The 21,180-nt window shown below is 70.9% G+C and carries 19 protein-coding genes and 1 tRNA gene; 16 read left to right on the forward strand and 4 right to left on the reverse strand.

Annotated features, from left to right (window positions below; all coding sequences use genetic code 11):
* Nucleotides 1-52: 52 nt before the first annotated feature.
* Nucleotides 53-2,518, reverse strand: a complete 2,466-nt coding sequence (locus GAS53_RS39395; protein ID WP_151482572.1) for an SCO7613 C-terminal domain-containing membrane protein — start codon at nt 2,516-2,518, stop codon at nt 53-55.
* A 129-nt stretch (nt 2,519-2,647) separates the two neighbouring features.
* Between GAS53_RS39395 and GAS53_RS39400 the strand changes: the two genes are divergently transcribed.
* Both GAS53_RS39400 and GAS53_RS39405 read left to right on the forward strand, forming a co-directional pair.
* Nucleotides 2,648-3,109 carry an SRPBCC family protein gene (locus tag GAS53_RS39400; RefSeq protein ID WP_151482573.1) on the forward strand — a complete coding sequence of 154 codons (462 nt, stop codon included), beginning with the start codon at nt 2,648-2,650 and terminating at the stop codon, nt 3,107-3,109.
* A 49-nt stretch (nt 3,110-3,158) separates the two neighbouring features.
* Nucleotides 3,159-3,230: transfer RNA gene (locus GAS53_RS39405), tRNA-Val, on the forward strand.
* A 141-nt stretch (nt 3,231-3,371) separates the two neighbouring features.
* Here the strand turns inward: GAS53_RS39405 and GAS53_RS39410 are convergent.
* Nucleotides 3,372-4,097, reverse strand: a complete 726-nt coding sequence (locus GAS53_RS39410; RefSeq protein ID WP_151482574.1) for a 3'-5' exonuclease — start codon at nt 4,095-4,097, stop codon at nt 3,372-3,374.
* Between the two features lie 166 nt (nt 4,098-4,263).
* Here GAS53_RS39410 and GAS53_RS39415 point away from each other — a divergent pair, with 166 nt between their 5' ends.
* From GAS53_RS39415 to GAS53_RS39430, 4 genes are all read left to right on the forward strand, one after another.
* On the forward strand, nt 4,264-4,830 hold the full coding sequence (locus GAS53_RS39415; protein ID WP_151482575.1) for a DUF4365 domain-containing protein: 567 nt from the start codon (nt 4,264-4,266) through the stop codon (nt 4,828-4,830).
* On the forward strand, nt 4,827-6,050 hold the full coding sequence (locus GAS53_RS39420; protein WP_151482576.1) for a hypothetical protein: 1,224 nt from the start codon (nt 4,827-4,829) through the stop codon (nt 6,048-6,050). The genes GAS53_RS39415 and GAS53_RS39420 overlap by 4 nt, the downstream gene beginning before the upstream one ends.
* A 185-nt stretch (nt 6,051-6,235) precedes the next feature.
* The gene (gene thrS / locus GAS53_RS39425) at nt 6,236-8,212 is read left to right on the forward strand and encodes a threonine--tRNA ligase (protein WP_151482577.1); all 1,977 of its coding nucleotides are present in this window, start codon (nt 6,236-6,238) and stop codon (nt 8,210-8,212) included.
* A 97-nt stretch (nt 8,213-8,309) separates the two neighbouring features.
* Nucleotides 8,310-8,870 (forward strand): HIT family protein, encoded by a 561-nt coding sequence (locus tag GAS53_RS39430; RefSeq protein ID WP_151482578.1) that lies wholly within the window; start codon nt 8,310-8,312, stop codon nt 8,868-8,870.
* A gap of 90 nt (nt 8,871-8,960) precedes the next feature.
* Here GAS53_RS39430 and GAS53_RS39435 read toward each other — a convergent pair whose 3' ends face one another.
* On the reverse strand, nt 8,961-10,622 hold the full coding sequence (locus GAS53_RS39435; protein ID WP_151482579.1) for a cytochrome d ubiquinol oxidase subunit II: 1,662 nt from the start codon (nt 10,620-10,622) through the stop codon (nt 8,961-8,963).
* Nucleotides 10,623-10,792: 170 nt separating this feature from the next.
* Nucleotides 10,793-12,991 (reverse strand): elongation factor G-like protein EF-G2, encoded by a 2,199-nt coding sequence (locus GAS53_RS39440; RefSeq protein ID WP_151482580.1) that lies wholly within the window; start codon nt 12,989-12,991, stop codon nt 10,793-10,795.
* A gap of 217 nt (nt 12,992-13,208) precedes the next feature.
* Here GAS53_RS39440 and pgsA point away from each other — a divergent pair, with 217 nt between their 5' ends.
* The 10 genes from pgsA (at nt 13,209) to ruvA (ending at nt 21,158) form a co-directional block, all read left to right on the forward strand.
* Nucleotides 13,209-13,955 (forward strand): phosphatidylinositol phosphate synthase, encoded by a 747-nt coding sequence (gene pgsA, locus GAS53_RS39445; RefSeq protein ID WP_151482616.1) that lies wholly within the window; start codon nt 13,209-13,211, stop codon nt 13,953-13,955.
* Between the two features lie 8 nt (nt 13,956-13,963).
* Nucleotides 13,964-14,908, forward strand: a complete 945-nt coding sequence (locus GAS53_RS39450; RefSeq protein ID WP_151482617.1) for a phosphatidylinositol mannoside acyltransferase — start codon at nt 13,964-13,966, stop codon at nt 14,906-14,908.
* Nucleotides 14,905-16,074 carry a glycosyltransferase family 4 protein gene (locus tag GAS53_RS39455; protein ID WP_151482581.1) on the forward strand — a complete coding sequence of 390 codons (1,170 nt, stop codon included), beginning with the start codon at nt 14,905-14,907 and terminating at the stop codon, nt 16,072-16,074. The genes GAS53_RS39450 and GAS53_RS39455 overlap by 4 nt, the downstream gene beginning before the upstream one ends.
* Before the next feature lie 31 nt (nt 16,075-16,105).
* Nucleotides 16,106-16,444 (forward strand): hypothetical protein, encoded by a 339-nt coding sequence (locus tag GAS53_RS39460; protein WP_151482582.1) that lies wholly within the window; start codon nt 16,106-16,108, stop codon nt 16,442-16,444.
* Nucleotides 16,445-16,753: 309 nt separating this feature from the next.
* Nucleotides 16,754-17,299, forward strand: a complete 546-nt coding sequence (locus tag GAS53_RS39465) for a LemA family protein (RefSeq protein WP_151482583.1) — start codon at nt 16,754-16,756, stop codon at nt 17,297-17,299.
* A 257-nt stretch (nt 17,300-17,556) separates the two neighbouring features.
* Nucleotides 17,557-18,405, forward strand: a complete 849-nt coding sequence (gene pdxS / locus GAS53_RS39470; RefSeq protein ID WP_329323793.1) for a pyridoxal 5'-phosphate synthase lyase subunit PdxS — start codon at nt 17,557-17,559, stop codon at nt 18,403-18,405.
* Nucleotides 18,406-18,411: 6 nt separating this feature from the next.
* On the forward strand, nt 18,412-19,029 hold the full coding sequence (gene pdxT, locus GAS53_RS39475; RefSeq protein ID WP_151482585.1) for a pyridoxal 5'-phosphate synthase glutaminase subunit PdxT: 618 nt from the start codon (nt 18,412-18,414) through the stop codon (nt 19,027-19,029).
* 48 nt (nt 19,030-19,077) lie between these two features.
* Nucleotides 19,078-19,830: a YebC/PmpR family DNA-binding transcriptional regulator gene (locus tag GAS53_RS39480; protein ID WP_151482586.1), complete on the forward strand. Its 753-nt coding sequence runs from the start codon at nt 19,078-19,080 to the stop codon at nt 19,828-19,830.
* A gap of 138 nt (nt 19,831-19,968) precedes the next feature.
* Complete coding sequence (gene ruvC / locus GAS53_RS39485; RefSeq protein WP_151482587.1) at nt 19,969-20,550, forward strand: crossover junction endodeoxyribonuclease RuvC; 582 nt, start codon at nt 19,969-19,971, stop codon at nt 20,548-20,550.
* Complete coding sequence (ruvA, locus tag GAS53_RS39490; RefSeq protein ID WP_151482588.1) at nt 20,547-21,158, forward strand: Holliday junction branch migration protein RuvA; 612 nt, start codon at nt 20,547-20,549, stop codon at nt 21,156-21,158. Before ruvC ends, ruvA begins: the two co-directional genes overlap by 4 nt.
* The last annotated feature ends 22 nt before the right edge of the window (nt 21,159-21,180 follow it).

Here is a 21,180-nt window from a genome sequence, read left to right on the forward strand (position 1 = left end):
ACGCGGCGGAGCCGCATATGTCACAGCCCCGCGCCCCTACGGGGCGCCGGCGTTAACTCATCTTGCCCAGTACCTCCCGTACTCGGCGGGCGTCTCGGATCCGGTGCTCGTAGGTCGCACCCAGGGCCAGCAGCAGGAGGCCGGCGAGTGCGGGAGGCACCCAGCGGGGAAGGGCGCCGACGACCTGGGCGATGTACGGGGCGAGCTCGTGGAGTGCGACCAGGACGAGCACGCCGCCGCCGAGGACGAGCGGTGCCTGCACTCGGTGCCGGACCCCCACGAGGGTGACGGCTAGCGCCGCCGCGCCCAGCAGCAGGGGGCGCAGCCAGCCCGGGTCGCCCCACACCGCCAGGAGGCTCGGCACCAGCGTCACCGAAAGGCCGGGCCCGTACGCGGTCCAGGACGAGGCCTGCGGGTCACGCGTCCGGCGCAGGAACCCGACGACCAGCGCCGGTACGGTCACCGGGAGCGTGTACGCCTCCGGGGAACCGACCTCCCAGGACGCCAGCCGGACCCAGGTGGCCAGCACGAACAAGGCGGCGGCCGCGTAGCCGACCTGTCGGCGGTCCGGACGGACAGCCGTGCCCGCCGCGATCACGCCGCACAGGGCCAGGACGAGGGCGAGCTTGGGCGGTTCCGCGACCGCCAGGGTGATCGCCGCCAGCCCGGCGACGGCTCCCGTGATCTCCACGGACAGCGTCAGCGTGGCGTCCTTGAGCCGGGCCGCCAGCAGCGCGGCCGCGGCCGGCACCACCAGGACGAGCAGCGCGATGTGGTGCGGCTGCCACTCCAAGGACGCGCCCGTGGCACAGGCGAGCGCGGTGGCGTACGCGAGGGAGACGGCGGCCGAGACGGCACGGAGCTCCTGCCTCTGCCGGGTGGCCGCCGCCGCGAACAGGGCGGTGACGCCCGCGAGGACGGCCAGCGTCGCGGCTTCGGCGGCCAGGGAGAGGACGACGAGATGGAGAGAGGTGAGGAACGCCAGGCAGAGGGCGGTCAGGGCGAGAGGCGAGAGGCGGTTGCCGATCCGGGGGAGGGGCGCGGGCCGGTCGTCGGCCGGGCGTCCGTACGTCGCCGCCGTCAGCGCTGCCGCCGTGGTGGCGCCGTGTGCCAACAAGGCTGCTGGGTAGGGGAGTTCGAGCGTGGCGGGCAGTATGACGGCTGTGGCCCAGGTCAGGGTCAGCGCGCCGCTCAGCAGCATGGGGCGCTGCGGCCCGCCTCGGGACACCAGGGCCAGGACCACCGCGACCGCGGACAGCACCAGCGGAGCCGTCTCCGTGTCCGGGGGCCAGGGCGAGGCGATGGTGACCGCGTCCCGGGCGTCCGCGGGCGCACCGGACCAGGCGCGCGCCGCCCAGCCGACGGGGCCCACGAGTACCACGGTGACGAGGGGCAGGGTCCAGGCCACCGAGAGGGCCTGCACACCGGCGGAGGACCAGCCGAGGCCCCGGCGCAGGGCCTCCGGCAGCCAGGTGCCGCGCACGGCCAACAGCGCGATGCCGCAGGCCAGATAGCCCGGAACCGTCCACGCGTCGGGCAGCACCGAGCGCAGTACGCCGCCCACCGCGGCGACGGCGATCAGGCCGCCGGTAAGGGCGAGGCCCGGGGCCGACTTCGCTTCGGGAGCCCGCCACGCAGCGCCCAGCGCGATCGCCGCCGCGAGGGCGAGGAGCGCCGCCGCACGGGCGGCGGCGCTCGGGCCGGTGGCCTCCCAGGAAAGCCAGCCGGCCGCCAGAAGGCCCCAGGCGCCGGTCCCGTACGCGCCGACGGAGGCGACGACGCGTACGGACCGCAGGGGCACCAGGAGCGCCACGACCGTGTCGAACGCGGCCGTCACCAGCAGCGCCGCCGTGATCGTGTGATCGCCCGCGTCGGCCGCCACCACCCAGAGCAGCAGCGGGAGTTGGGCCGTCGCCATGGCCGTCGGAAGCGGCAGACGCAGCGCGCCGAGGCAGAGCCCGTACGCCGTCCACAGCACGGCCAGGAGCGCGGACGCGGTGGCCGCGTACCCCGTGCCGTCCACGTCCGGGAAGGCGACCGCGTGCAGGGCGTAGGCGTCGAGCACCGTCAGTGCGAGGCCGAGGCCCGCCACCGACTCCGCCGTCGAGCGGAGCCCGCGCTTCAGGAGCGGCACCGGCGCGGCGAGCGCGGCCAGGGTGACCGCGCCGAGGACCGCCGCCCGCCCCGCGATGCCCAGCTGCCCCCAGCTGACCAGCGTGAACGCGATCGCCGCGACGGTCAGCAGGACACCGCCGAGCACGAGCAGCACGTTCTGTACACCGGGAGCCGTGGCCTCCGGCTGCCGAGGGCGCGGCGCGGGCGCCGGCCACGCTGCCGGGACCTGGACCGGGCCCTGCGTCGAGTGGAGCACGCCGAGCAGCCAGGCCCGGCGGGCCAGCAACTGGGTCCTGCGCGCTTCCAGTTGCCGCAGCTCGTGGTCGAGGATCCGCAATTCCTCGGCCGGTGGCGGAATGTTCGTCATGCTCCGGAGTGTGGCCCGGGTCACTCCGTACGGCATGAGTGCACATACTCAGGGCGTACTCAGATCCGGACGTACTCGGATCCGGACGTACTCGGATCCGGACGTCTCGGCCCTGAGGATGCCCGGTTCCTCCACCGGCGGGCCTCGGAGCGGCAGACTCGGTACATGGACTGGACGCATTACCGCTTCCGCAGCCTGTGGAGCCTGGCCGCCCCGCTCGGCGACGTCTACGACGCGCTGGCCGACGCCGAACGCTATCCGCGCTGGTGGCCGCAGGTGCGCGAGGTGACGCCCCTCGACGAGCGCAGAGGGATCGTCCGCATCCGCTCCGTGCTCCCGTACGACCTGGTGTTCACCGGGCGGGAAGTGCGGCGCGACGAGGCGGCCGGGATCCTGGAGATCGCGATGACCGGCGATGTGGACGGCTGGGCGAGATGGACCCTCGCCGCCGACGGACCGGGCACGCGGGCCCGCTACGACCAGGAGGTCCATGTGACCAAGCCGCTGCTGCGGCGGTTCGCCGTGCCGGGGCGGCCCGCCTTCCGCGCCAACCACGCGCTGATGATGCGGGCGGGGCGGCGGGGGCTGGTCGCGTACCTTCGCGGGAACCCTTCGGGGCAATCGTGAAGCGGTTTGAAGGAAACGTACGGGGACCTGTATTGTTCAGTGCGTTCCCGGGCGATTAGCTCAGTGGGAGAGCGCTTCGTTCACACCGAAGAGGTCACTGGTTCGAACCCAGTATCGCCCACGATCGCGAGAGCGATATGTGTCCGCAGAAAGCGCGGACCATATCGCTCTCTTCGTGTTCTGCTCGGCTCCGCCTCGCGGAGCGGGGGCTTCGCCACGCACATCCCCAGGCCGGAGTTGCCGTGGGCCGGGCCGCCAGGACCTACGCTGCCGCCGGGAGTTCGGGGCGCAACGGCCATGCCGGATCGACCGCTTCCTCCGTGCCACTGCGTGCGAACCACGCCTGCAGGCCGCGCGCCTGGGCCGCGTGCCAGACGGCCTGCAGCGTGTGCAGTTCGGCCGCCGAGAGCCGCTCCAGGCGGGCGGCGAAATGGCGCCCGACCGCCCGTACGACATCCAGTGAGGCCCGTGCGTCGGCCGCCGCGTCATGCGCACCGTTCAGCTCCACGCCGTAGTGCGCGCAGAGATCGGTGAGCGTGCGACGGCCCTTTCGGTAGCGGTCCAGGTGTTTGTCGAGGACCCGCGGATCGAGGACGCGCAGCGGCACGGTCTCGAACCAGTGGTCCAGGGAAGACGCTCGGTGCCGGCGCAACTCCCGGTCCAGAAGCGTCAGATCAAAAGGTGCGTTCATTACCACCAGCGGGCGTCCCGCCGCGCTCTGCTCTGCCAGCTCCCTGACTATCTCGTCCATCACCGGCGATGGCCAGCGGCCGTTGAGCTGCAGATACTCATCGGTCAACCCGTGTACCGCCGTGGCTCCTTCGGGCACCGGCACTCCCGGATTCACCAGCCAGGCGCGCACACGCGGGCGGCTGCCGGGAGCGTCCTGGACGACGACGGCCGCCGACACGATCCGGTCGGTCTCGACGTCCACGCCTGTTGTCTCCGTGTCGAACGCGGCCAAGGGGCCCTCGTACCAGCACGTCATACGCACACAACTCCTCGTTCACTTCGGCAGTTGACGCGCCGTCACTGCCCTGTTTGTGATACCCGGGCTGTTTGCGCCGTACGCCGGAAGGAGACAACAGAGGTACGGGTCTTTGCAGTTCAGCGGCCCGTCACGGGGATTCACCTGATTCGGAAGGCTGTTGGACATGGCGCTCGCGCAGCCCGAGCAGGGCGGGCTGCTGCCCCAGCGGACGGCACCGCATCGCGGCTCGCTGGCCACGACGGCCTGCATGGAGACCTTGCAGGTCGGCTATCTGCACGCGGTCGCGGCGGCCGCGGGCTGCTCCCTGTCCCAGCCCTTTCCGGACAACGGCATCGACTGGCACGTCAGCCACAGCGCCCCCGGGCACACGGTCGACGACGAAGTCACCATCAAGGTGCAGCTCAAGTGCACGTACCAGATCCCGCCGAACCCGCCGGGTCCCGCCTTCTCCTTCACGCTCGACAACGCCCACCTGGAGAAGCTGGCCCGCACCCCGGTCTCGGTGCACAAAATCCTGGTCGTGATGCTCGTGCCCAGATCGCAGGACGACTGGCTGCGTGCCAGCCACGACCGCCTCGACCTGCGGCACTGCTGCTACTGGATCAACCTCGCCGGACACCGGATCACCGGCCGGCGCAGGACCACCGTGCGGATACCGACCTCGCGCGTCTTCGACGACCGGGCGCTCTGCGAGATCATGACGCGGGTCGGTACGGGAGGCAGACCGTGACGCACCGCCCCATCGACGAGCCCGTACGCCCCGTCAGGCCCCACCCCGTCGAGACACCGGGCCTGTGGGACCAGCCGCCCCGGCCCGACCAGGTCGACCCCGCCGTCCTCGGCGCGCTCCTGCACCGGCACGGCTGGCAGCGCCGCGGCGGAGCCCCCGGACGGTACGGCCGCTGGACCCCACCCGGGCCCGGCGGCTCCGGCACCAGCCTGCTCGTGCCGGAGAGCCGGGCCTTCCCCGACAGCGAGGACCTCCTCGGCGAGGCCCTCGTCGCGCTGTCCCGCAGCGGCTCTCCCTCCGCCCGTGACGTGCTGGTCGGCCTCGCCGTGCCCAGCGACGAGATCCGCTGGTGGCGCGATGTGCCGACCGGCCCGGTCGGCGTCTCGCCGTGGACCGTCGAGGAGCAGTTGCGCACGGCCGCCCGCCAGATGCTGCTCGCGGGCGCCCTGGCTTCACGCGCGCGTGCCGGTTATTACGGCGCCCGCCACCGCAGGCCGGCCGCCGCGTCCCTGGAGAACGTGCTGGTCGGAGCCGCGCCCGGCGGCCGGCAGCTCACCGCGTTCGTGCCGGTCGCCACCGGCCGGCCGCTCGCCGTCCGACTCCACCAGGCGTTGTACGCGGCCCGCGAGGCCATCGACTACAAGCGCGCCACCGGTGGCATGGACGCGTTCGACGGCGCCGTGGAGGCGGGTGTCAGTCATGAGCTGACGGAGGCACTCGCGGCCCTCGTGCGGGGTACCGAAGGGGCCCGGATCGCCGTCGAGTGGGCGCCCGCAGCCGGGGTGCCCGAAGGATGCGCGACGCCCGCCGAACCCGTCGAGTTCTCGCCCGGCGACCTGCCCGTACTCCGCGAGGCCGGGGCCCGTTATCTGCGCGAGGAACCGTCCGTGCCGGTGCGCATCACCGGAGCCGTGGTGCGGATGCGCAGGTCGGGGCCGCGCGGTGACGGGACCGTACGGCTGCGGGTCATCGCGGGAGCCGAGGTCCCACACGTACGGATGACGCTCGACGAGGAGGCGTACCGGATAGCGGGCCATGCCCATCTCGTCGGGCTGCCGGTGCGGGTGCACGGGCGGTTGGAGAGCCGTGGCGGATTCCGGCGGCTGACCGGGGCGTCCGGGGTGGCGCCCGTGCAGGTGGACGAGGCGGAGCGGGACCGGCTCATGAAGTCGCTGCAGGAGAACCTCGACTTCTTCGAAGAGGCGTGCAGCGGGGATTGAGGTTCTTTGCGGAGGTTGCGTCCGCGGAGGCGTACGCAAAGGGCTGAAGGTTCCTCGGGGAGGGGTGCGGCGAGGTCTGGGACGGGGTGGGGGTCAACCGTTTCGCGGTCGGAGGCCCCGGCTCGGTACGATTCCTGTCTGCGTCCGCGAGTGGCGGCGCGCCCACCTTCAGGCAGGAGAGTCCGGTGTCAGACGTCCGTGTGATCATCCAACGCGATTCCGAGCGGGAAGAGCGCGTGGTGACGACGGGCACTACGGCGGCCGAGCTCTTCGCCGGTGAGCGCACCATCGTCGCGGCCAAGGTGGCAGGCGAGCTCAAGGACCTCGCGTACGAGGTGAAGGACGGCGAGACCGTCGAGGCCGTGGAGATCTCCTCCGAGGACGGCCTCAACATCCTGCGCCACTCCACCGCGCACGTCATGGCGCAGGCCGTGCAGGAGCTGTTCCCCGAGGCCAAGCTGGGCATCGGCCCGCCGGTCAAGGACGGTTTCTACTACGACTTCGACGTGGAGAAGCCGTTCACGCCCGAGGATCTCAAGGCCATCGAGAAGAAGATGCAGGAGATCCAGAAGCGGGGCCAGCGCTTCTCCCGTCGTGTGGTCACCGACGAGGCCGCCCGTGAGGAGCTCGCCGACGAGCCGTACAAGCTGGAGCTCATCGGCCTCAAGGGCTCCGCGTCGAGCGACGACGGCGCGGACGTCGAGGTCGGCGCCGGCGAGCTGACCATCTACGACAACATCGACGCCAAGACCGGTGACCTGTGCTGGAAGGACCTCTGCCGCGGTCCCCACCTGCCGACCACCCGGAACATCCCGGCGTTCAAGCTGATGCGCAACGCCGCCGCGTACTGGCGCGGCAGCGAGAAGAACCCGATGCTCCAGCGCATCTACGGCACCGCCTGGCCGTCGAAGGACGAGCTCAAGGCGCACCTCGAATTCCTCGCCGAGGCCGAGAAGCGCGACCACCGCAAGCTGGGCAACGAGCTGGACCTGTTCTCCATCCCGGACCAGATCGGCTCCGGCCTGGCCGTCTTCCACCCCAAGGGCGGCATCATCCGCCGCGTGATGGAGGACTACTCGCGGCGCCGCCACGAGGAAGAGGGCTACGAGTTCGTCTACACCCCGCACGCGACGAAGGGGAAGCTCTTCGAGACCTCGGGCCACCTGGACTGGTACGCCGACGGCATGTACCCGCCCATGCAGCTCGACGAGGGCGTGGACTACTACCTCAAGCCCATGAACTGCCCGATGCACAACCTGATCTTCGACGCGCGCGGCCGCTCGTACCGTGAACTGCCGCTGCGGCTCTTCGAGTTCGGGACCGTGTACCGGTACGAGAAGTCGGGCGTCGTGCACGGTCTGACCCGTGCCCGGGGCTTCACGCAGGACGACGCGCACATCTACTGCACGCGCGAGCAGATGGCCGAGGAGCTCGACCGGACGCTGACCTTCGTCCTCGGTCTGCTGCGCGACTACGGTCTGACCGACTTCTACCTCGAGCTGTCGACCAAGGACCCGGAGAAGTTCGTCGGCTCGGAGGAGGCCTGGGAGGAGGCCACCGAGACGCTGCGGCAGGTGGCCGAGAAGCAGGGCCTCCCGCTCGTCCCGGACCCGGGCGGCGCCGCCTTCTACGGGCCGAAGATCTCCGTCCAGGCCAAGGACGCGATCGGCCGCACCTGGCAGATGTCGACCGTGCAGCTCGACTTCAACCTGCCAGAGCGGTTCGACCTCGAGTACACGGGGCCCGACGGCGCCAAGCAGCGGCCGGTCATGATCCACCGGGCTCTCTTCGGCTCCATCGAGCGGTTCTTCGCGGTGCTCCTCGAGCACTACGCGGGTGCGTTCCCGGCGTGGCTGGCGCCCGTGCAGGCGGTCGGCATCCCGATCGGCGACGCGCACGTGGACTACCTGCAGAAGTTCGCCGCCGAGGCGAAGAAGCAGGGGCTGCGGGTCGAGGTCGACTCGTCCTCCGACCGCATGCAGAAGAAGATCCGCAACGCCCAGAAGCAGAAGGTCCCCTTCATGGTCATCGCGGGCGACGAGGACATGGCCAACGGCGCCGTCTCCTTCCGCTACCGCGACGGCTCCCAGGAGAACGGCATCCCGCTCGACGAGGCCATCGAGAAGATCGCGAAGGTCGTCGAGGAGCGGGTGCAGGTCTGATCCGTACGCGCCAGGAGGCCCCCGGAGAGCTCGGCTCACCGGGGGCCTCGCGCTGTCCTCGCAGCCCCGGCGACGCGCCGCGAACGGGCGAAGTCATATGCTGCACCACATGACGAGTGAGCCCGAGCAGCAGATCGGAGTGGGGACGCAGGACGCGTTCCAGCGCCTGTGGACGCCCCACCGGATGGCGTACATCCAGGGGGAGAACAAGCCCACCGGTCCGGGGGCCGACGACGGCTGCCCCTTCTGCTCGATTCCGGCGAAGTCCGACGAGGACGGGCTCGTCATCAGGCGCGGTGAGCAGGTCTACGCGGTGCTCAACCTGTACCCGTACAACGGCGGGCACCTGATGGTCGTGCCCTACCGTCACGTCGCGGACTACACCGATCTGACCGTCCCGGAGACCGCGGAACTCGCCGAGCTGACGAAGCAGGCGATGGTCGCCCTGCGCGCCGCGTCCGGCGCGCACGGCTTCAATATCGGGATGAATCAGGGGACGGTTGCGGGGGCCGGTATCGCCGCCCACCTTCACCAGCACCTCGTGCCTCGGTGGGGTGGTGACACGAACTTCATGCCCGTTGTCGGGCATACGCGGGTGTTGCCTCAACTGCTTGCGGACACGCGGAAGATGCTTGCGGAGGCCTGGCCGGCGGCTTGAACCTCCGCATTGGCTTGTTCGTCTTCTGCGGGTGAGTGGGGGCTGATCGCGCAGTTCCCCGCGCCCCTTACGGGGCGCCCCAGCGGGAACCTATGCGTCGTACACGTCCGCTTTCCTTGGCGAAGCGTCCTGGACCGCTGTGCTCAGGAACGACGAGCGGTTGCCGAACTTCTCGGTGTTCACGCCGTTCTCGTCGAGGACGCGGATCGCGGCCGCGTGCACCACGCGCAGGACGGGGGTCGCGGCGCGCAGGGCGTCGTCGGCCATGAAGCGGTGGCGCCACGGCTTGGCCGCCCAGGCGTGCCGCAGGCCGAACGGCTCGGGGAGGACCAGCTTGCCGCCGAGCCAGTCGAGGATCGGCGGATACCAGGTGAAGGGGGCCCGCACCGCGAGCCGTACGACCTCGTCGGCGTCGACCAGTGGCAGCTTCTGCTGGCGGGTCTCCCAGAACCTGACGGTCTTGGCGACCTCCTTCACCTTGGCCTCCGGCGGGCTGGTGAAGAGGGAGTGCACGGGCCCCAGGGCATGGCCGGTGACCTCGATGCGCAGCGTCTCGTGCAGCACGGTCACGGTGATCAGCATGGTGATGATCAACTGGCCGTCCCAGAGCGTCCACTGGACCCCTAGGTAGTGGCGGTCACCGCTGCCGAACTGCTGCTTGTTGCAGATGTCCTGGATGGCGTGCGTCTTGACCTGGTAGGCGTCCACGTCCGTGCCGCCTGGCCGGGACACCGCCTTGGCGTTCTCACCGATCGGTGTGACCACCCAGTGCCTTATCGAAGGCTTCGGGAAACCACCGGTGTTGAGCGGACCGCGCTCCAGCATGCGCAATTGGTCGTGGATCGACCGGATGACGTCCCAGCTACGGAACGGATGGATCTCCTTCGTGGCGTCGGCCTGCACCAGATCCTCGGCGAGCTGCCAGCTGCCCCAGCGCGTGCCCATGCCAAGTATTCCCTTGGGGCCCGCGTAGAAGACCGAGTTGGACTGCTGCTCGGCGCTGAGCCGGGCCAGGCCCTGGCGCAGCCGCTCGGCCGCCGTCTCGCCGGGGCTGCCCGGCACCGCCTCGGGGATCTTGGCGCCGATGCCGCCGCCGGCCAGCAGGCTGCTCCAGCGCTCCCGCAGATCCCTGGCTGTGCGCTCGCAGATCTGCTTCGCCCAGAGCCAGCCGACGACGGGCACGACGATCGCCGCGCGCGCGTACCAGGCCCAGAAGCCGGTGAACGGCATCCGGATGAGGAAGACCACGGCCAGGGCGGCCACACCGATCAGGAGGGTGGTGGCGAGGGCGCCGGCCCGCTTGTCCTCGGCCTTGGCGATCGTCCGGCGGATCTGGAAGACCAGCAGCCAGATGAGCAGGCCGGGCAGGAAGATCAGGCCGGTCAGCACCATCACGGCCGTGAGCCAGCTGTCGCGCTCCTTGCGGATGCGGTTCGCCGCCAGGCAGTGCTCAACGACGACCTGCGGCTCCGTGCCGAACGACTGGATGAGCGGCTTGCGGCCGCCGCCCAGCATCCGCAGTTGCACGGCGCGGGCGAAGGCCTCGCCCAGGTTCGGCTTGAAGATCGTCGCCCACTTGCGGCCCGGCTTGACGGTCGACTCGTGCCATTCGCTGTTGGCGTCGAGGATCTTGTCCACGGGGCTGTCCCGGTATGCCGCCGAGGCCAGGGCGAACGTCGCCGCCGTCTGGCCTGCGGAACCCGAGAGCGGGACCTGTGCCCCGGGCCTGAAATCGAATCCCTCGTCCGCCACTGCCCGCCCCCATCGCCGCCGTGCTCCGCTGCTGCGGCTTTTCCCGACTTCCGTGCTCCGCACACCTGTTGATCAGGTCATCGTCTTGATCAGGTTCTCAGGGTATCCGCCGGGACCGACATTCGTCGGCGGACAGCCGAAGCTGTCCGCCGACCCGGAGGGGAGATCAACTAGGGGTTGCCCTGGGCTTGTTCGCGGATCTTCTCGGCCAACTGCGCCGGCATCGGCTCGTGTCGCGCGTAGGTCCGGTTGAAGCGCGCGGTGCCGTGCGAGAGGGAGCGCAGATCGACCGCGTACCGCCCGATCTCGATCTCGGGGACCTCGGCCCGTACGAGGGTCCGGCCGCCGCCCGCCTGCTCGGTGCCGACGACGCGGCCGCGCCGTCCCGACATGTCGCTCATCACGGCGCCCACGTACTCGTCGCCGACCAGGACGGTCACCTCGGCGACCGGCTCCAGGAGATGGATCCGGGCGTCGGCCGCCGCCTCCCGCAGGGCGAGCGCGCCGGCCGTCTGGAACGCGGCGTCCGACGAGTCCACCGAGTGCGCCTTGCCGTCGAGCAACGTGACCCGCACGTCGATCAGCGGGTATCCCGCGGCCACACCCTTCGCGGACTGGGCGCGTACGCCCTTCTCGACGGACGGGATGAACTGCCGGGGCACGGCCCCGCCGACGACCTTGTCGACGAACTCGATGCCGGAGCCGCCGGGCAGCGGCTCGACCTCGATCTCGCAGATCGCGTACTGCCCGTGCCCGCCGGACTGCTTCACATGGCGGCCGCGTCCGGCCGACTTGGCGGCGAACGTCTCCCGTAGGGAGACCTTGTGCGGTACGACGTCGACCTGGACGCCGTAGCGGCTGCGCAGCCGTTCCAGGGCGACGTCCGCGTGGGCCTCGCCCAGGCACCACAGGACGACCTGGTGGGTGTCCTGGTTCTGTTCGAGCCGCATCGTCGGGTCCTCGGCGACCAGTCGGCTCAGACCCTGCGAGAGCTTGTCCTCGTCCGCCTTGCTGTGCGCCTGGATGGCGAGTGGCAGGAGGGGATCGGGCATCTCCCACGGCGCCATGAGCAGCGGGTCGTCCTTGGCGGAGAGGGTGTCGCCGGTCTCGGCGCGGTTGAGCTTCGCCACGCAGGCCAGGTCGCCCGCGATGGCGTGCGTGAGGACGCGCTGCTGCTTGCCGAACGGCGCGGACAGGGCGCCGATGCGTTCGTCGACGTCATGGTCCTCGTGGCCGCGGTCGGCGAGCCCGTGCCCGGAGACGTGCACCGTCTCGTCCGGGCGCAGCGTTCCGGAGAACACCCGGACCATCGACACCCGGCCGACGTACGGGTCGGACGCGGTCTTCACGACCTCGGCGACCAGCGGCCCGTTCGGGTCGCAGGCCTTGACCTGGCGGGCCTTGCCGTCCGGCGTGGTGACCGCCGGAGCCTCGCGCTCCAGCGGGGTCGGGAAGCCGCCGGTGACCAGTTCGAGGAGCTCCACCGTGCCGAGGCCCTGGCGGGCGCCGTCGGCGGCGGGCGCGGCGGCCAGCACCGGGAAGAAGATCCCGCGCGCGACGGCCCGCTCCAGGTCCTGCACGAGTGTCTTGAAATCGATCGCCTCGCCGCCGAGGTAGCGGTCCATGAGGGTCTCGTCCTCGCTCTCGGCGATGATTCCCTCGATCAGCCGGTTGCGGGCCTCCTCGATGAGCGGCAGCTGGTCGGGGCCCGGTTCGGACTCCTTGCGCTCCCCGGAGGAGTAGTCGAACAGCTTCTGCGACAGCAGTCCGATCAGCCCGGTCACGGGTGCGTGCCCGTCGGGTCCCTGCGGGCCGTGCAGCGGCAGGTACAGCGGCAGTACGGCGTCGGGGTCGTCGGCGCCGAAGGCCTCCGCGCAGGTCCTTGTCATCTCGTCGAAGTCGGCTCTGGCCGCCTCCAGGTGCGTGATCACGATGGCCCGCGGCATGCCGACCGCCGCGCACTCCTCCCACACCATGCGGGTCGAGCCGTCCACCCCGTCCGAGGCCGAGACGACGAAAAGGGCCGCGTCCGCCGCTCGCAGACCGGCCCTGAGTTCACCGACGAAGTCGGCGTATCCGGGAGTGTCCAGGATGTTGATCTTGTATCCGTCCCAGTCGACGGGTACCAGGGAGAGCTGTACCGAGCGTTGCTGCCGGTGCTCGATCTCGTCGTAGTCGGAGACGGTGCCGCCGTCCTCCACACGGCCCGCCCTGTTCACTGCTCCCGCCGTCAGCGCGAGAGCTTCCACCAGAGTCGTCTTGCCCGATCCGGAGTGGCCGACCAGCACCACATTCCGTACGGACGCGGGGTGGTCGGCCGCCGTAGCCCTGCCGGCGGCTCCGGGGTGTGCATTCGCCTTGTCGCCCATGGCCTTGCCTCCCGTGCACGGTGAGGTCTCTGTGGGCGCGGACACGCGGCGCCGCGTGCGGTGGCGGCTCCGATGACGCCCGCGGTGTCTTCGAGCTTTGCACTCGTGTCACGGTGCGTCCATACGGCGGACGCGATCGTGCCGCCTCCCGGATGTCATCAGGACGTGACCCGGGGCGCGGGTGCCCGACCGTCGCACACCCGCACGCGTGGCTACGATGGGCCAGCCGGTGGCCAGTAGGGGCCGCGCGGCCACACCGAGCATCGGGAAGGCCATGCTGAACAAGTACGCGCGTGCATTCTTCACGCGTGTCCTCACACCGTTCGCCGCGTTTCTCATCCGCCGGGGGGTAAGCCCCGACACGGTCACCCTCCTGGGCACGGCCGGAGTGATGGCGGGCGCACTGGTCTTCTTCCCCCGGGGGGAGCTCTTCTGGGGCACGATCGTCATCACGCTGTTCGTGTTCTCGGACCTCGTCGACGGCAACATGGCGCGCCAGCTGGGCCGCTCCAGCCGCTGGGGCGCCTTCCTCGACTCGACGCTCGACCGGGTCGCCGACAGCGCGATCTTCGGTGGCTTCGCGCTCTGGTACGCGGGCGGCGGTGACGACAACGTCCTGTGCGCCGTCTCGATCTTCTGCCTGGCCAGCGGACAGGTGGTGTCGTACACCAAGGCCCGCGGCGAGTCGATCGGCCTGCCCGTCGCCGTCAACGGACTCGTCGAGCGCGCCGAGCGCCTGGTGATCTCGCTGGTCGCGGCCGGTCTCGCCGGTATGCACAAGTTCGGCGTGCCCGGTATCGACATCCTGCTGCCCATCGCGCTGTGGATCGTCGCCGCCGGCAGTGTCGTCACGCTGATCCAGCGCGTCGTCACGGTGCGCCGGGAGTCCGCCGAGGCCGATGCCGCCGCCGCGGAGGAAAGCGCCGCGCCGAGCAGCTCGCAGAGCAGCGAGGCCACGTCGTGAGCGGTGGTCTGAAGGCTCAGCTGACGTACGCGGCGTACGCCGCGGGCTGGGGAGCCGTCAAGAAGCTCCCCGAGCCCGTTGCCGTCCGCCTGGGCCGGACCATCGCCGACATCGCCTGGAAGCGGCGCGGCAAGGGCGTACGACGCCTCGAATCGAACTACGCGCGCGTGGTGCCCGACGCGACCCCGGAGCGGCTCGCCGAGCTCTCCAGGGCGGGCATGCGGTCGTATCTGCGCTACTGGATGGAGTCCTTTCGACTGCCGGCCTGGAGCAAGGAGCGCATCAAGGGCGGCTTCGATCCGAAGGACATCCACTACCTGACCGAAGGGCTCGCCTCCGGCAAGGGCGTCATCATCGCGCTGCCGCACCTGGGCAACTGGGACCTTGCCGGCGTCTGGGTCACCACCAAGCTGGAGACACGGTTCACGACGGTCGCCGAGCGGCTCGAGCCGGCGAAGCTGTACGACCGGTTCGTCGCCTATCGCGAGAGCCTCGGCATGGAGGTCCTGCCGCACAGCGGCGGCTCCGCCTTCGGCACGCTGGCCCGGCGGCTGCGCGAGGGCGGCCTGGTCTGCCTGGTCGCCGAGCGCGACCTGTCCGCCTCCGGAGTCGAGGTCACCTTCTTCGGAGACGCGACCCGGATGCCCGCGGGCCCGGCGCTGCTCGCCCAGCAGACCGGCGCGCTGCTGATGCCGGTGACGCTCTGGTACGACGACTCGCCCGTGATGCGGGGCCGTGTCCATCCACCCGTCGATGTCCCCGAGTCAGGTACCCGGGCCGAGAAGACGTCTGTCATGACGCAGGCGCTGGCCGATGCCTTCGCCACGGGGATCGCCGACCATCCGGAGGACTGGCACATGCTGCAGCGCTTGTGGCTCGCCGACCTGGAGCCCCGCTCCGGGGCGGGCGAGGGGGAGTCCCGCTCCGGGCCGGGCGACGGGGAGCGGCCGTGAAGATCGGCATCGTCTGCCCGTACTCGTGGGACGTACCCGGGGGCGTCCAGTTCCACATCCGCGATCTGGCGGACCACCTCATCGGCCTCGGACACGACGTGTCCGTCCTCGCGCCCGCCGACGATGACACACCGTTGCCGCCGTACGTCGTCTCGGCCGGCCGCGCGGTTCCGGTGCCGTACAACGGATCGGTCGCGCGTCTCAACTTCGGGTTCCTGTCGGCCGCGCGGGTGCGGCGCTGGCTGCACGACGGCACGTTCGACGTGATCCACATCCATGAGCCCGCCTCGCCGTCCCTCGGGCTGCTGGCCTGCTGGGCCGCGCAGGGGCCGATCGTCGCCACCTTCCACACGTCGAACCCGCGGTCCCGGGCGATGATCGCCGCGTACCCGATCCTGCAGCCCGCCCTGGAGAAGATCAGCGCGCGGATCGCGGTGAGCGAGTACGCGCGGCGCACGCTCGTGGAGCACCTGGGCGGTGACGCCGTCGTCATCCCGAACGGCGTCGATGTCGACTTCTTCGCGAAGGCCGAGCCCCGGGTCGAGTGGCAGGGCGGGACCGTGGGCTTCATCGGGCGTATCGACGAGCCGCGCAAGGGCCTGCCCGTGCTCATGAAGGCGCTGCCGCAGATCCTCGCCGAACGGCCGGGGACGCGGCTGCTGGTCGCCGGGCGGGGCGACGAGGAGGAGGCCGTCGAGACGCTTCCCGAGGAGCTGCGGTCGCGCGTCGAGTTCCTCGGCATGGTGAGCGACGAGGACAAGGCGCGGTTGCTGCGCAGCGTCGACCTGTATGTCGCGCCCAACACCGGCGGTGAGAGCTTCGGGATCATTCTGGTCGAGGCCATGTCGGCGGGCGCGCCCGTCCTCGCCGCCGACCTGGACGCGTTCGCGCAGGTCCTCGACCAGGGCGCGGCGGGGGAGCTGTTCGCCAACGAGGACGCGGACGCGCTGGCCGCCTCGGCGGTACGGCTGCTCGGTGACGCCGAGCGCCGCGCGGAGCTGCGCGTGCGGGGGAGCGCCCATGTGCGGCGCTTCGACTGGTCGACGGTCGGGGCGGACATCCTGTCCGTCTACGAGACGGTCACCGACGGCGCCGCGGCCGTCGCCGCCGACGAATCCGACGAGCCCGGCGGACTGCTGGCCAGGTTCGGCCTGGCGCGCGACTGAGAGCCACGGGACCGAGAGCGAGGAAAGACACGTGGTGCGAGAGCTGCGCAACGTCGGGGAAGTGCCTCAGGAGGCCACCACGACCCCTCTGACGGCCGAGGAGGAGCTGCGCTGCCGGGCGGTCTTCGCCGCCGAGATCGGGGCGCGGCTGGCCCACCAGGGGTCGACCACCTTCCCCGCGCACACGCCGGAGGAGCGCATCCGGCTGTTCGCGGTGGCGCGGATGATCGAGGAGCGGTCGGGATACCGGGTCGAGGCCGTGCCGGAGGACATCTGTTCCATGCGGTTCACGCTCGTCGGGGCCGGGGCCGGGGCCGGGGCCGGGGGCGACGGAGTGGCCGGGCCGGCCACTGAGACGGGCACGCGGTAACCGGTGTTCTGACGCGACGGTGGTCCTGGTCTGGGCATCTGGGCAGAGCGGCACCTGATTCCCGCGCCGGGGTGTCCGCGAAGCGGCGGGACCGCGGTGGTGCCCGAGCCTGAAGGCGGGGTTCCAACGGCGGCCGAGCGCGAAGGGGGGCCCCGGCGGCGGTGTTGACGCGTGGCGGCGAGATCGCTGCGTCGGCTTGCGCCCGCGGCGGCAGGCCCGCGGTCGACGCGTCCGGGCAGCTCGGGGGCTGATCCCAGGGGGCCGACGCCGCGTCAGGCGTCAGGGACCGCACCGGTAGCCTGTGCGCCCGTGACCTCCACACTGATCTGGATCGTGGTCGCCCTCGTGGCGATCGGCCTCTACCTGAGCTGGACGGCGGGCCGTCTCGACCGGCTGCACTCGCGGATCGACGCGGCGCGTGCGGCACTCGACGCGCAACTGCTCCGGCGTGCCTCGGTGGCACAGGAACTGGCCACCTCCGGAGTGCTCGATCCGGCCGCCTCGATCGTGCTCTACGAGGCGGCGCACGCGGCGCGGCAAGCCGAGGAGGACAACAGGGAGGTCGCCGAGAGCGACCTCAGCCAGGCGCTGCGGGCCGTCTTCGGAGAGGCGCAACAGGTCGAGGCCGTCCAGGCGGTCCCCGGCGGCGAGGCCGCCGCGCGCGAACTCGCCCAGGCCGTCCGCCGGGTCCCGATGGCACGGCGCTTCCACAACGACGCCGTACGAGCGGCCCGCGCCCTGCGCCGGCACCGCAAGGTGCGCTGGTTCCGGCTGGCCGGACACGCGCCGTTCCCGCTGGCCTTCGAGATGGACGACGAGGCGCCGGTGGCGCTGGCGGACCGTCCCGGGACGTAACCCGCGCGCGTGGACCCCAGGAAGGGACAAGAACGGTCCTCCAAGGAGGGCCCTGACCACAGAAAACGCGCATGTAGGCCCCGAAAATGAGCCACCGCCTCCCCATTGGCTCTTGCTGTGGCCTGGTTCCCGGGCGTTTCCTCGGTGTTTGCAGAGACCCTCTTTCACCGAGTGAGGTACCCGTGTCCAGCACGTTCTCCAACCCCGCCCAGTCCACCGACACCCCTGCCACCGGCACCGCGCGCGTGAAGCGCGGCATGGCCGAGCAGCTCAAGGGCGGTGTGATCATGGACGTCGTCACGCCGGAGCAGGCGAAGATCGCCGAGGATGCGGGCGCCGTAGCCGTCATGGCCCTGGAGCGGGTCCCCGCCGACATCCGCAAGGACGGCGGCGTGGCCCGCATGTCCGACCCGGACATGATCGAGGGCATCATCGACGCCGTTTCCATCCCGGTGATGGCGAAGTCGCGCATCGGCCACTTCGTCGAGGCCCAGGTCCTGCAGTCCCTCGGCGTCGACTACATCGACGAGTCCGAGGTCCTCACCCCCGCCGACGAGGTCAACCACTCCGACAAGTGGGCCTTCACGACCCCCTTCGTCTGTGGCGCCACCAACCTGGGCGAGGCCCTGCGCCGCATAGCCGAGGGCGCGGCCATGATCCGCTCCAAGGGCGAGGCCGGCACCGGCAACGTCGTCGAGGCCGTCCGCCACCTGCGCCAGATCAAGAACGAGATCGCCAGGCTGCGCGGCTACGACAACAACGAGCTGTACGCCGCCGCCAAGGAGCTGCGCGCCCCGTACGAGATCGTCAAGGAGGTCGCCGAGCTCGGCAAGCTCCCGGTCGTCCTGTTCTCGGCCGGTGGCGTCGCCACCCCCGCCGACGCCGCGCTGATGCGCCAGCTCGGCGCCGAGGGCGTCTTCGTCGGCTCCGGCATCTTCAAGTCCGGCGACCCGGCCAAGCGCGCCGCCGCCATCGTGAAGGCCACCACCTTCTACGACGACCCCAAGATCATCGCGGACGCGTCCCGGAACCTCGGCGAGGCCATGGTCGGCATCAACTGCGACACCCTCCCCGAGGCCGAGCGCTACGCGAACCGTGGCTGGTAATCACCCATGGCGGAACTGTCTTCAGCCCCTGTCATAGGCGTCCTGGCCCTCCAGGGCGACGTACGGGAGCACCTCATCGCCCTGGCCGCGGCCGACGCCGTGGCCAGGCCGGTGCGGCGGCCCGAGGAACTCGCCGAGGTCGACGGCCTCGTCATCCCCGGCGGTGAGTCCACCACCATCTCCAAACTGGCCGTCCTGTTCGGCCTGATGGAACCCCTCCGCGCGCGCGTGCGGGCCGGCATGCCCGTCTACGGCACCTGCGCGGGCATGATCATGCTCGCCGACAAGATCCTCGACCCGCGCTCGGGCCAGGAGACCCTCGGCGGCATCGACATGATCGTGCGCCGCAACGCCTTCGGACGGCAGAACGAATCCTTCGAGGCGGCAGTCGACGTGAAGGGCGTCGAGGGCGATGCTGTAGAGGGCGTCTTCATCCGCGCCCCCTGGGTCGAGTCCGTGGGCGCCGAGACCGAGGTGCTTGCCGAGCACGACGGCCACATCGTCGCCGTACGCCAGGGCAACGCGCTGGCCACGTCGTTCCACCCGGAACTGACCGGCGACCACCGCGTGCACGGTCTGTTTGTCGACATGGTGCGCGGCAACCGGACAGCGGAGTCCTTGTAGGATCTCTGGCGTTCGTTCAGAGATGGGTTACGCGAAGGAGACAGGCAGATGTCCGGCCACTCTAAATGGGCCACGACGAAGCACAAGAAGGCCGTGATCGACGCCAAGCGCGGCAAGCTCTTCGCGAAGCTGATCAAGAACATCGAGGTCGCGGCGCGCATGGGCGGCGTGGACCTGGACGGCAATCCGACGCTGTACGACGCCGTGCAGAAGGCGAAGAAGTCGTCGGTTCCGAACAAGAACATCGACTCCGCCATCAAGCGCGGCGGTGGTCTCGAGGCCGGTGGCGCCGACTACGAGACGATCATGTACGAGGGTTACGGTCCGAACGGTGTCGCGGTGCTCATCGAGTGCCTCACCGACAACCGCAACCGCGCCGCCTCCGACGTCCGCGTCGCCATGACCCGCAACGGCGGCTCGATGGCCGACCCCGGCTCCGTCTCGTACCTGTTCAACCGCAAGGGCGTTGTCATCGTCTCCAAGGGCGAGCTGTCCGAGGACGACGTGCTGGGTGCCGTGCTCGACGCGGGTGCCGAGGAGGTCAACGACCTGGGTGAGTCCTTCGAGGTCATCTCCGAGGCCACCGACCTGGTCGCGGTGCGCACCGCGCTCCAGGAGGCCGGCATCGACTACGACTCGGCCGACGCCAACTTCGTCCCGACCATGCAGGTCGAGCTGGACGAGGAGGGCGCCAAGAAGATCTTCAAGCTCATCGACGCCCTCGAGGACAGCGACGACGTGCAGAACGTCTTCGCCAACTTCGACGTGAGCGACGAGGTCATGGAGAAGGTCGACGCGTAACGCTGCCGCGAGCTGCACCGGCTCAACGGGCCGACGGGACACCCCCGTCGGCCCGTCGCTTTGTCGGGCGTCGCTGGCGGTCGTTGTCGGCGGCACCCGATAGCCTGCACAAACAGGTGATCGAAGGAAGGGGGCGCGGTGCGGGTACTGGGCGTTGACCCGGGACTGACCCGGTGCGGTGTCGGTGTGGTCGAAGGCGTCGCCGGCCGGACCCTGACCATGCGCGGCGTCGGTGTCGTACGCACGCCCGTGGACGCCGACTTGGGTCACCGCCTCGTCGCCATCGAGCAGGGCATCGAGCAGTGGCTGGACGAGCACGAGCCCGAATTCGTCGCCGTGGAGCGGGTGTTCAGCCAGCACAACGTCCGTACGGTGATGGGCACCGCCCAGGCCAGCGCGATCGCCATGCTGTGCGCCGCCCGCCGTGGCATCCCCGTCGCCCTGCACACCCCCAGCGAGGTCAAGGCCGCCGTGACCGGCAGCGGACGGGCCGACAAGGCCCAGGTCGGCGCCATGGTCACCCGGCTGCTCCGGCTCGACGCGCCCCCGAAGCCCGCCGACGCCGCCGACGCCCTCGCCCTCGCCATCTGCCACATCTGGCGCGCGCCCGCGCAGAATCGACTGCAGCAGGCCGTCGCGCAGAACCGGCTCCAGCAGGCCGCCGCCCTGCACGCGTCGAAACAGGCATCGAAACACGCACCGAAAGGCCGTACCGCATGATCGCCTTCGTGAGCGGCCCCGTAGCCGCCCTCGCCCCCGACTCCGCGGTGGTCGAGGTGGGCGGCATCGGCATCACCGTCCAGTGCGCCCCCAACACGCTGTCCGGGCTGCGGATGGGACAGCAGACCAAGCTCGCCACCTCCCTCGTCGTACGGGAGGACTCGCTGACCCTCTACGGCTTCGCGGACGACGACGAGCGGCAGACCTTCGAGCTGCTGCAGACCGCGAGCGGTGTCGGTCCGCGGCTGGCCCAGGCCATGCTTGCCGTGCACAGCCCCGACGCCCTGCGCCGCGCGGTGTCCACGGGCGACGAGAAGGCCCTCACCGCCGTACCCGGCATCGGCAAGAAGGGCGCCCAGAAGCTCCTCCTGGAGCTCAAGGACCGCCTCGGCGAACCCCTCGGCACCGGCGGCCGGGCCATCGGCACACCCGTCGCGGCAGGCTGGCGCGAGCAGCTGCACGCCGCGCTCGTCGGGCTCGGGTACGCGACCCGCGAGGCCGAGGAGGCGGTCTCCGCCGTCGCCCCGCAGGCCGAGGCCGCCCAAGGGGCGCCCCAGGTCGGGCAGTTGCTGAAGGCCGCCCTGCAGACCCTCAACAGAGCGCGCTGAGCGCTCCGCCGGAGGTGCGGTC

The sequence above is a fragment of the Streptomyces albicerus genome, from assembly GCF_008905045.1.
In the GTDB taxonomy this organism is placed as follows: Bacteria; Actinomycetota; Actinomycetes; order Streptomycetales; family Streptomycetaceae; genus Streptomyces; species Streptomyces albicerus.

Coding starts and splice junctions, on each gene's coding strand:
- GAS53_RS39395 (WP_151482572.1), bottom strand. CDS start 2,518: ATGCCGTACGGAGTGACCCGGGCCACACTCCGGAGCATGACGAACATT.
- ruvA (WP_151482588.1), top strand. CDS start 20,547: ATGATCGCCTTCGTGAGCGGCCCCGTAGCCGCCCTCGCCCCCGACTCC.
- GAS53_RS39430 (WP_151482578.1), top strand. CDS start 8,310: ATGCTGCACCACATGACGAGTGAGCCCGAGCAGCAGATCGGAGTGGGG.
- GAS53_RS39415 (WP_151482575.1), top strand. CDS start 4,264: ATGGCGCTCGCGCAGCCCGAGCAGGGCGGGCTGCTGCCCCAGCGGACG.
- GAS53_RS39400 (WP_151482573.1), top strand. CDS start 2,648: ATGGACTGGACGCATTACCGCTTCCGCAGCCTGTGGAGCCTGGCCGCC.
- GAS53_RS39440 (WP_151482580.1), bottom strand. CDS start 12,991: ATGGGCGACAAGGCGAATGCACACCCCGGAGCCGCCGGCAGGGCTACG.
- pdxS (WP_329323793.1), top strand. CDS start 17,557: ATGGCCGAGCAGCTCAAGGGCGGTGTGATCATGGACGTCGTCACGCCG.
- pdxT (WP_151482585.1), top strand. CDS start 18,412: ATGGCGGAACTGTCTTCAGCCCCTGTCATAGGCGTCCTGGCCCTCCAG.
- pgsA (WP_151482616.1), top strand. CDS start 13,209: ATGGGCCAGCCGGTGGCCAGTAGGGGCCGCGCGGCCACACCGAGCATC.
- GAS53_RS39480 (WP_151482586.1), top strand. CDS start 19,078: ATGTCCGGCCACTCTAAATGGGCCACGACGAAGCACAAGAAGGCCGTG.
- GAS53_RS39410 (WP_151482574.1), bottom strand. CDS start 4,097: ATGACGTGCTGGTACGAGGGCCCCTTGGCCGCGTTCGACACGGAGACA.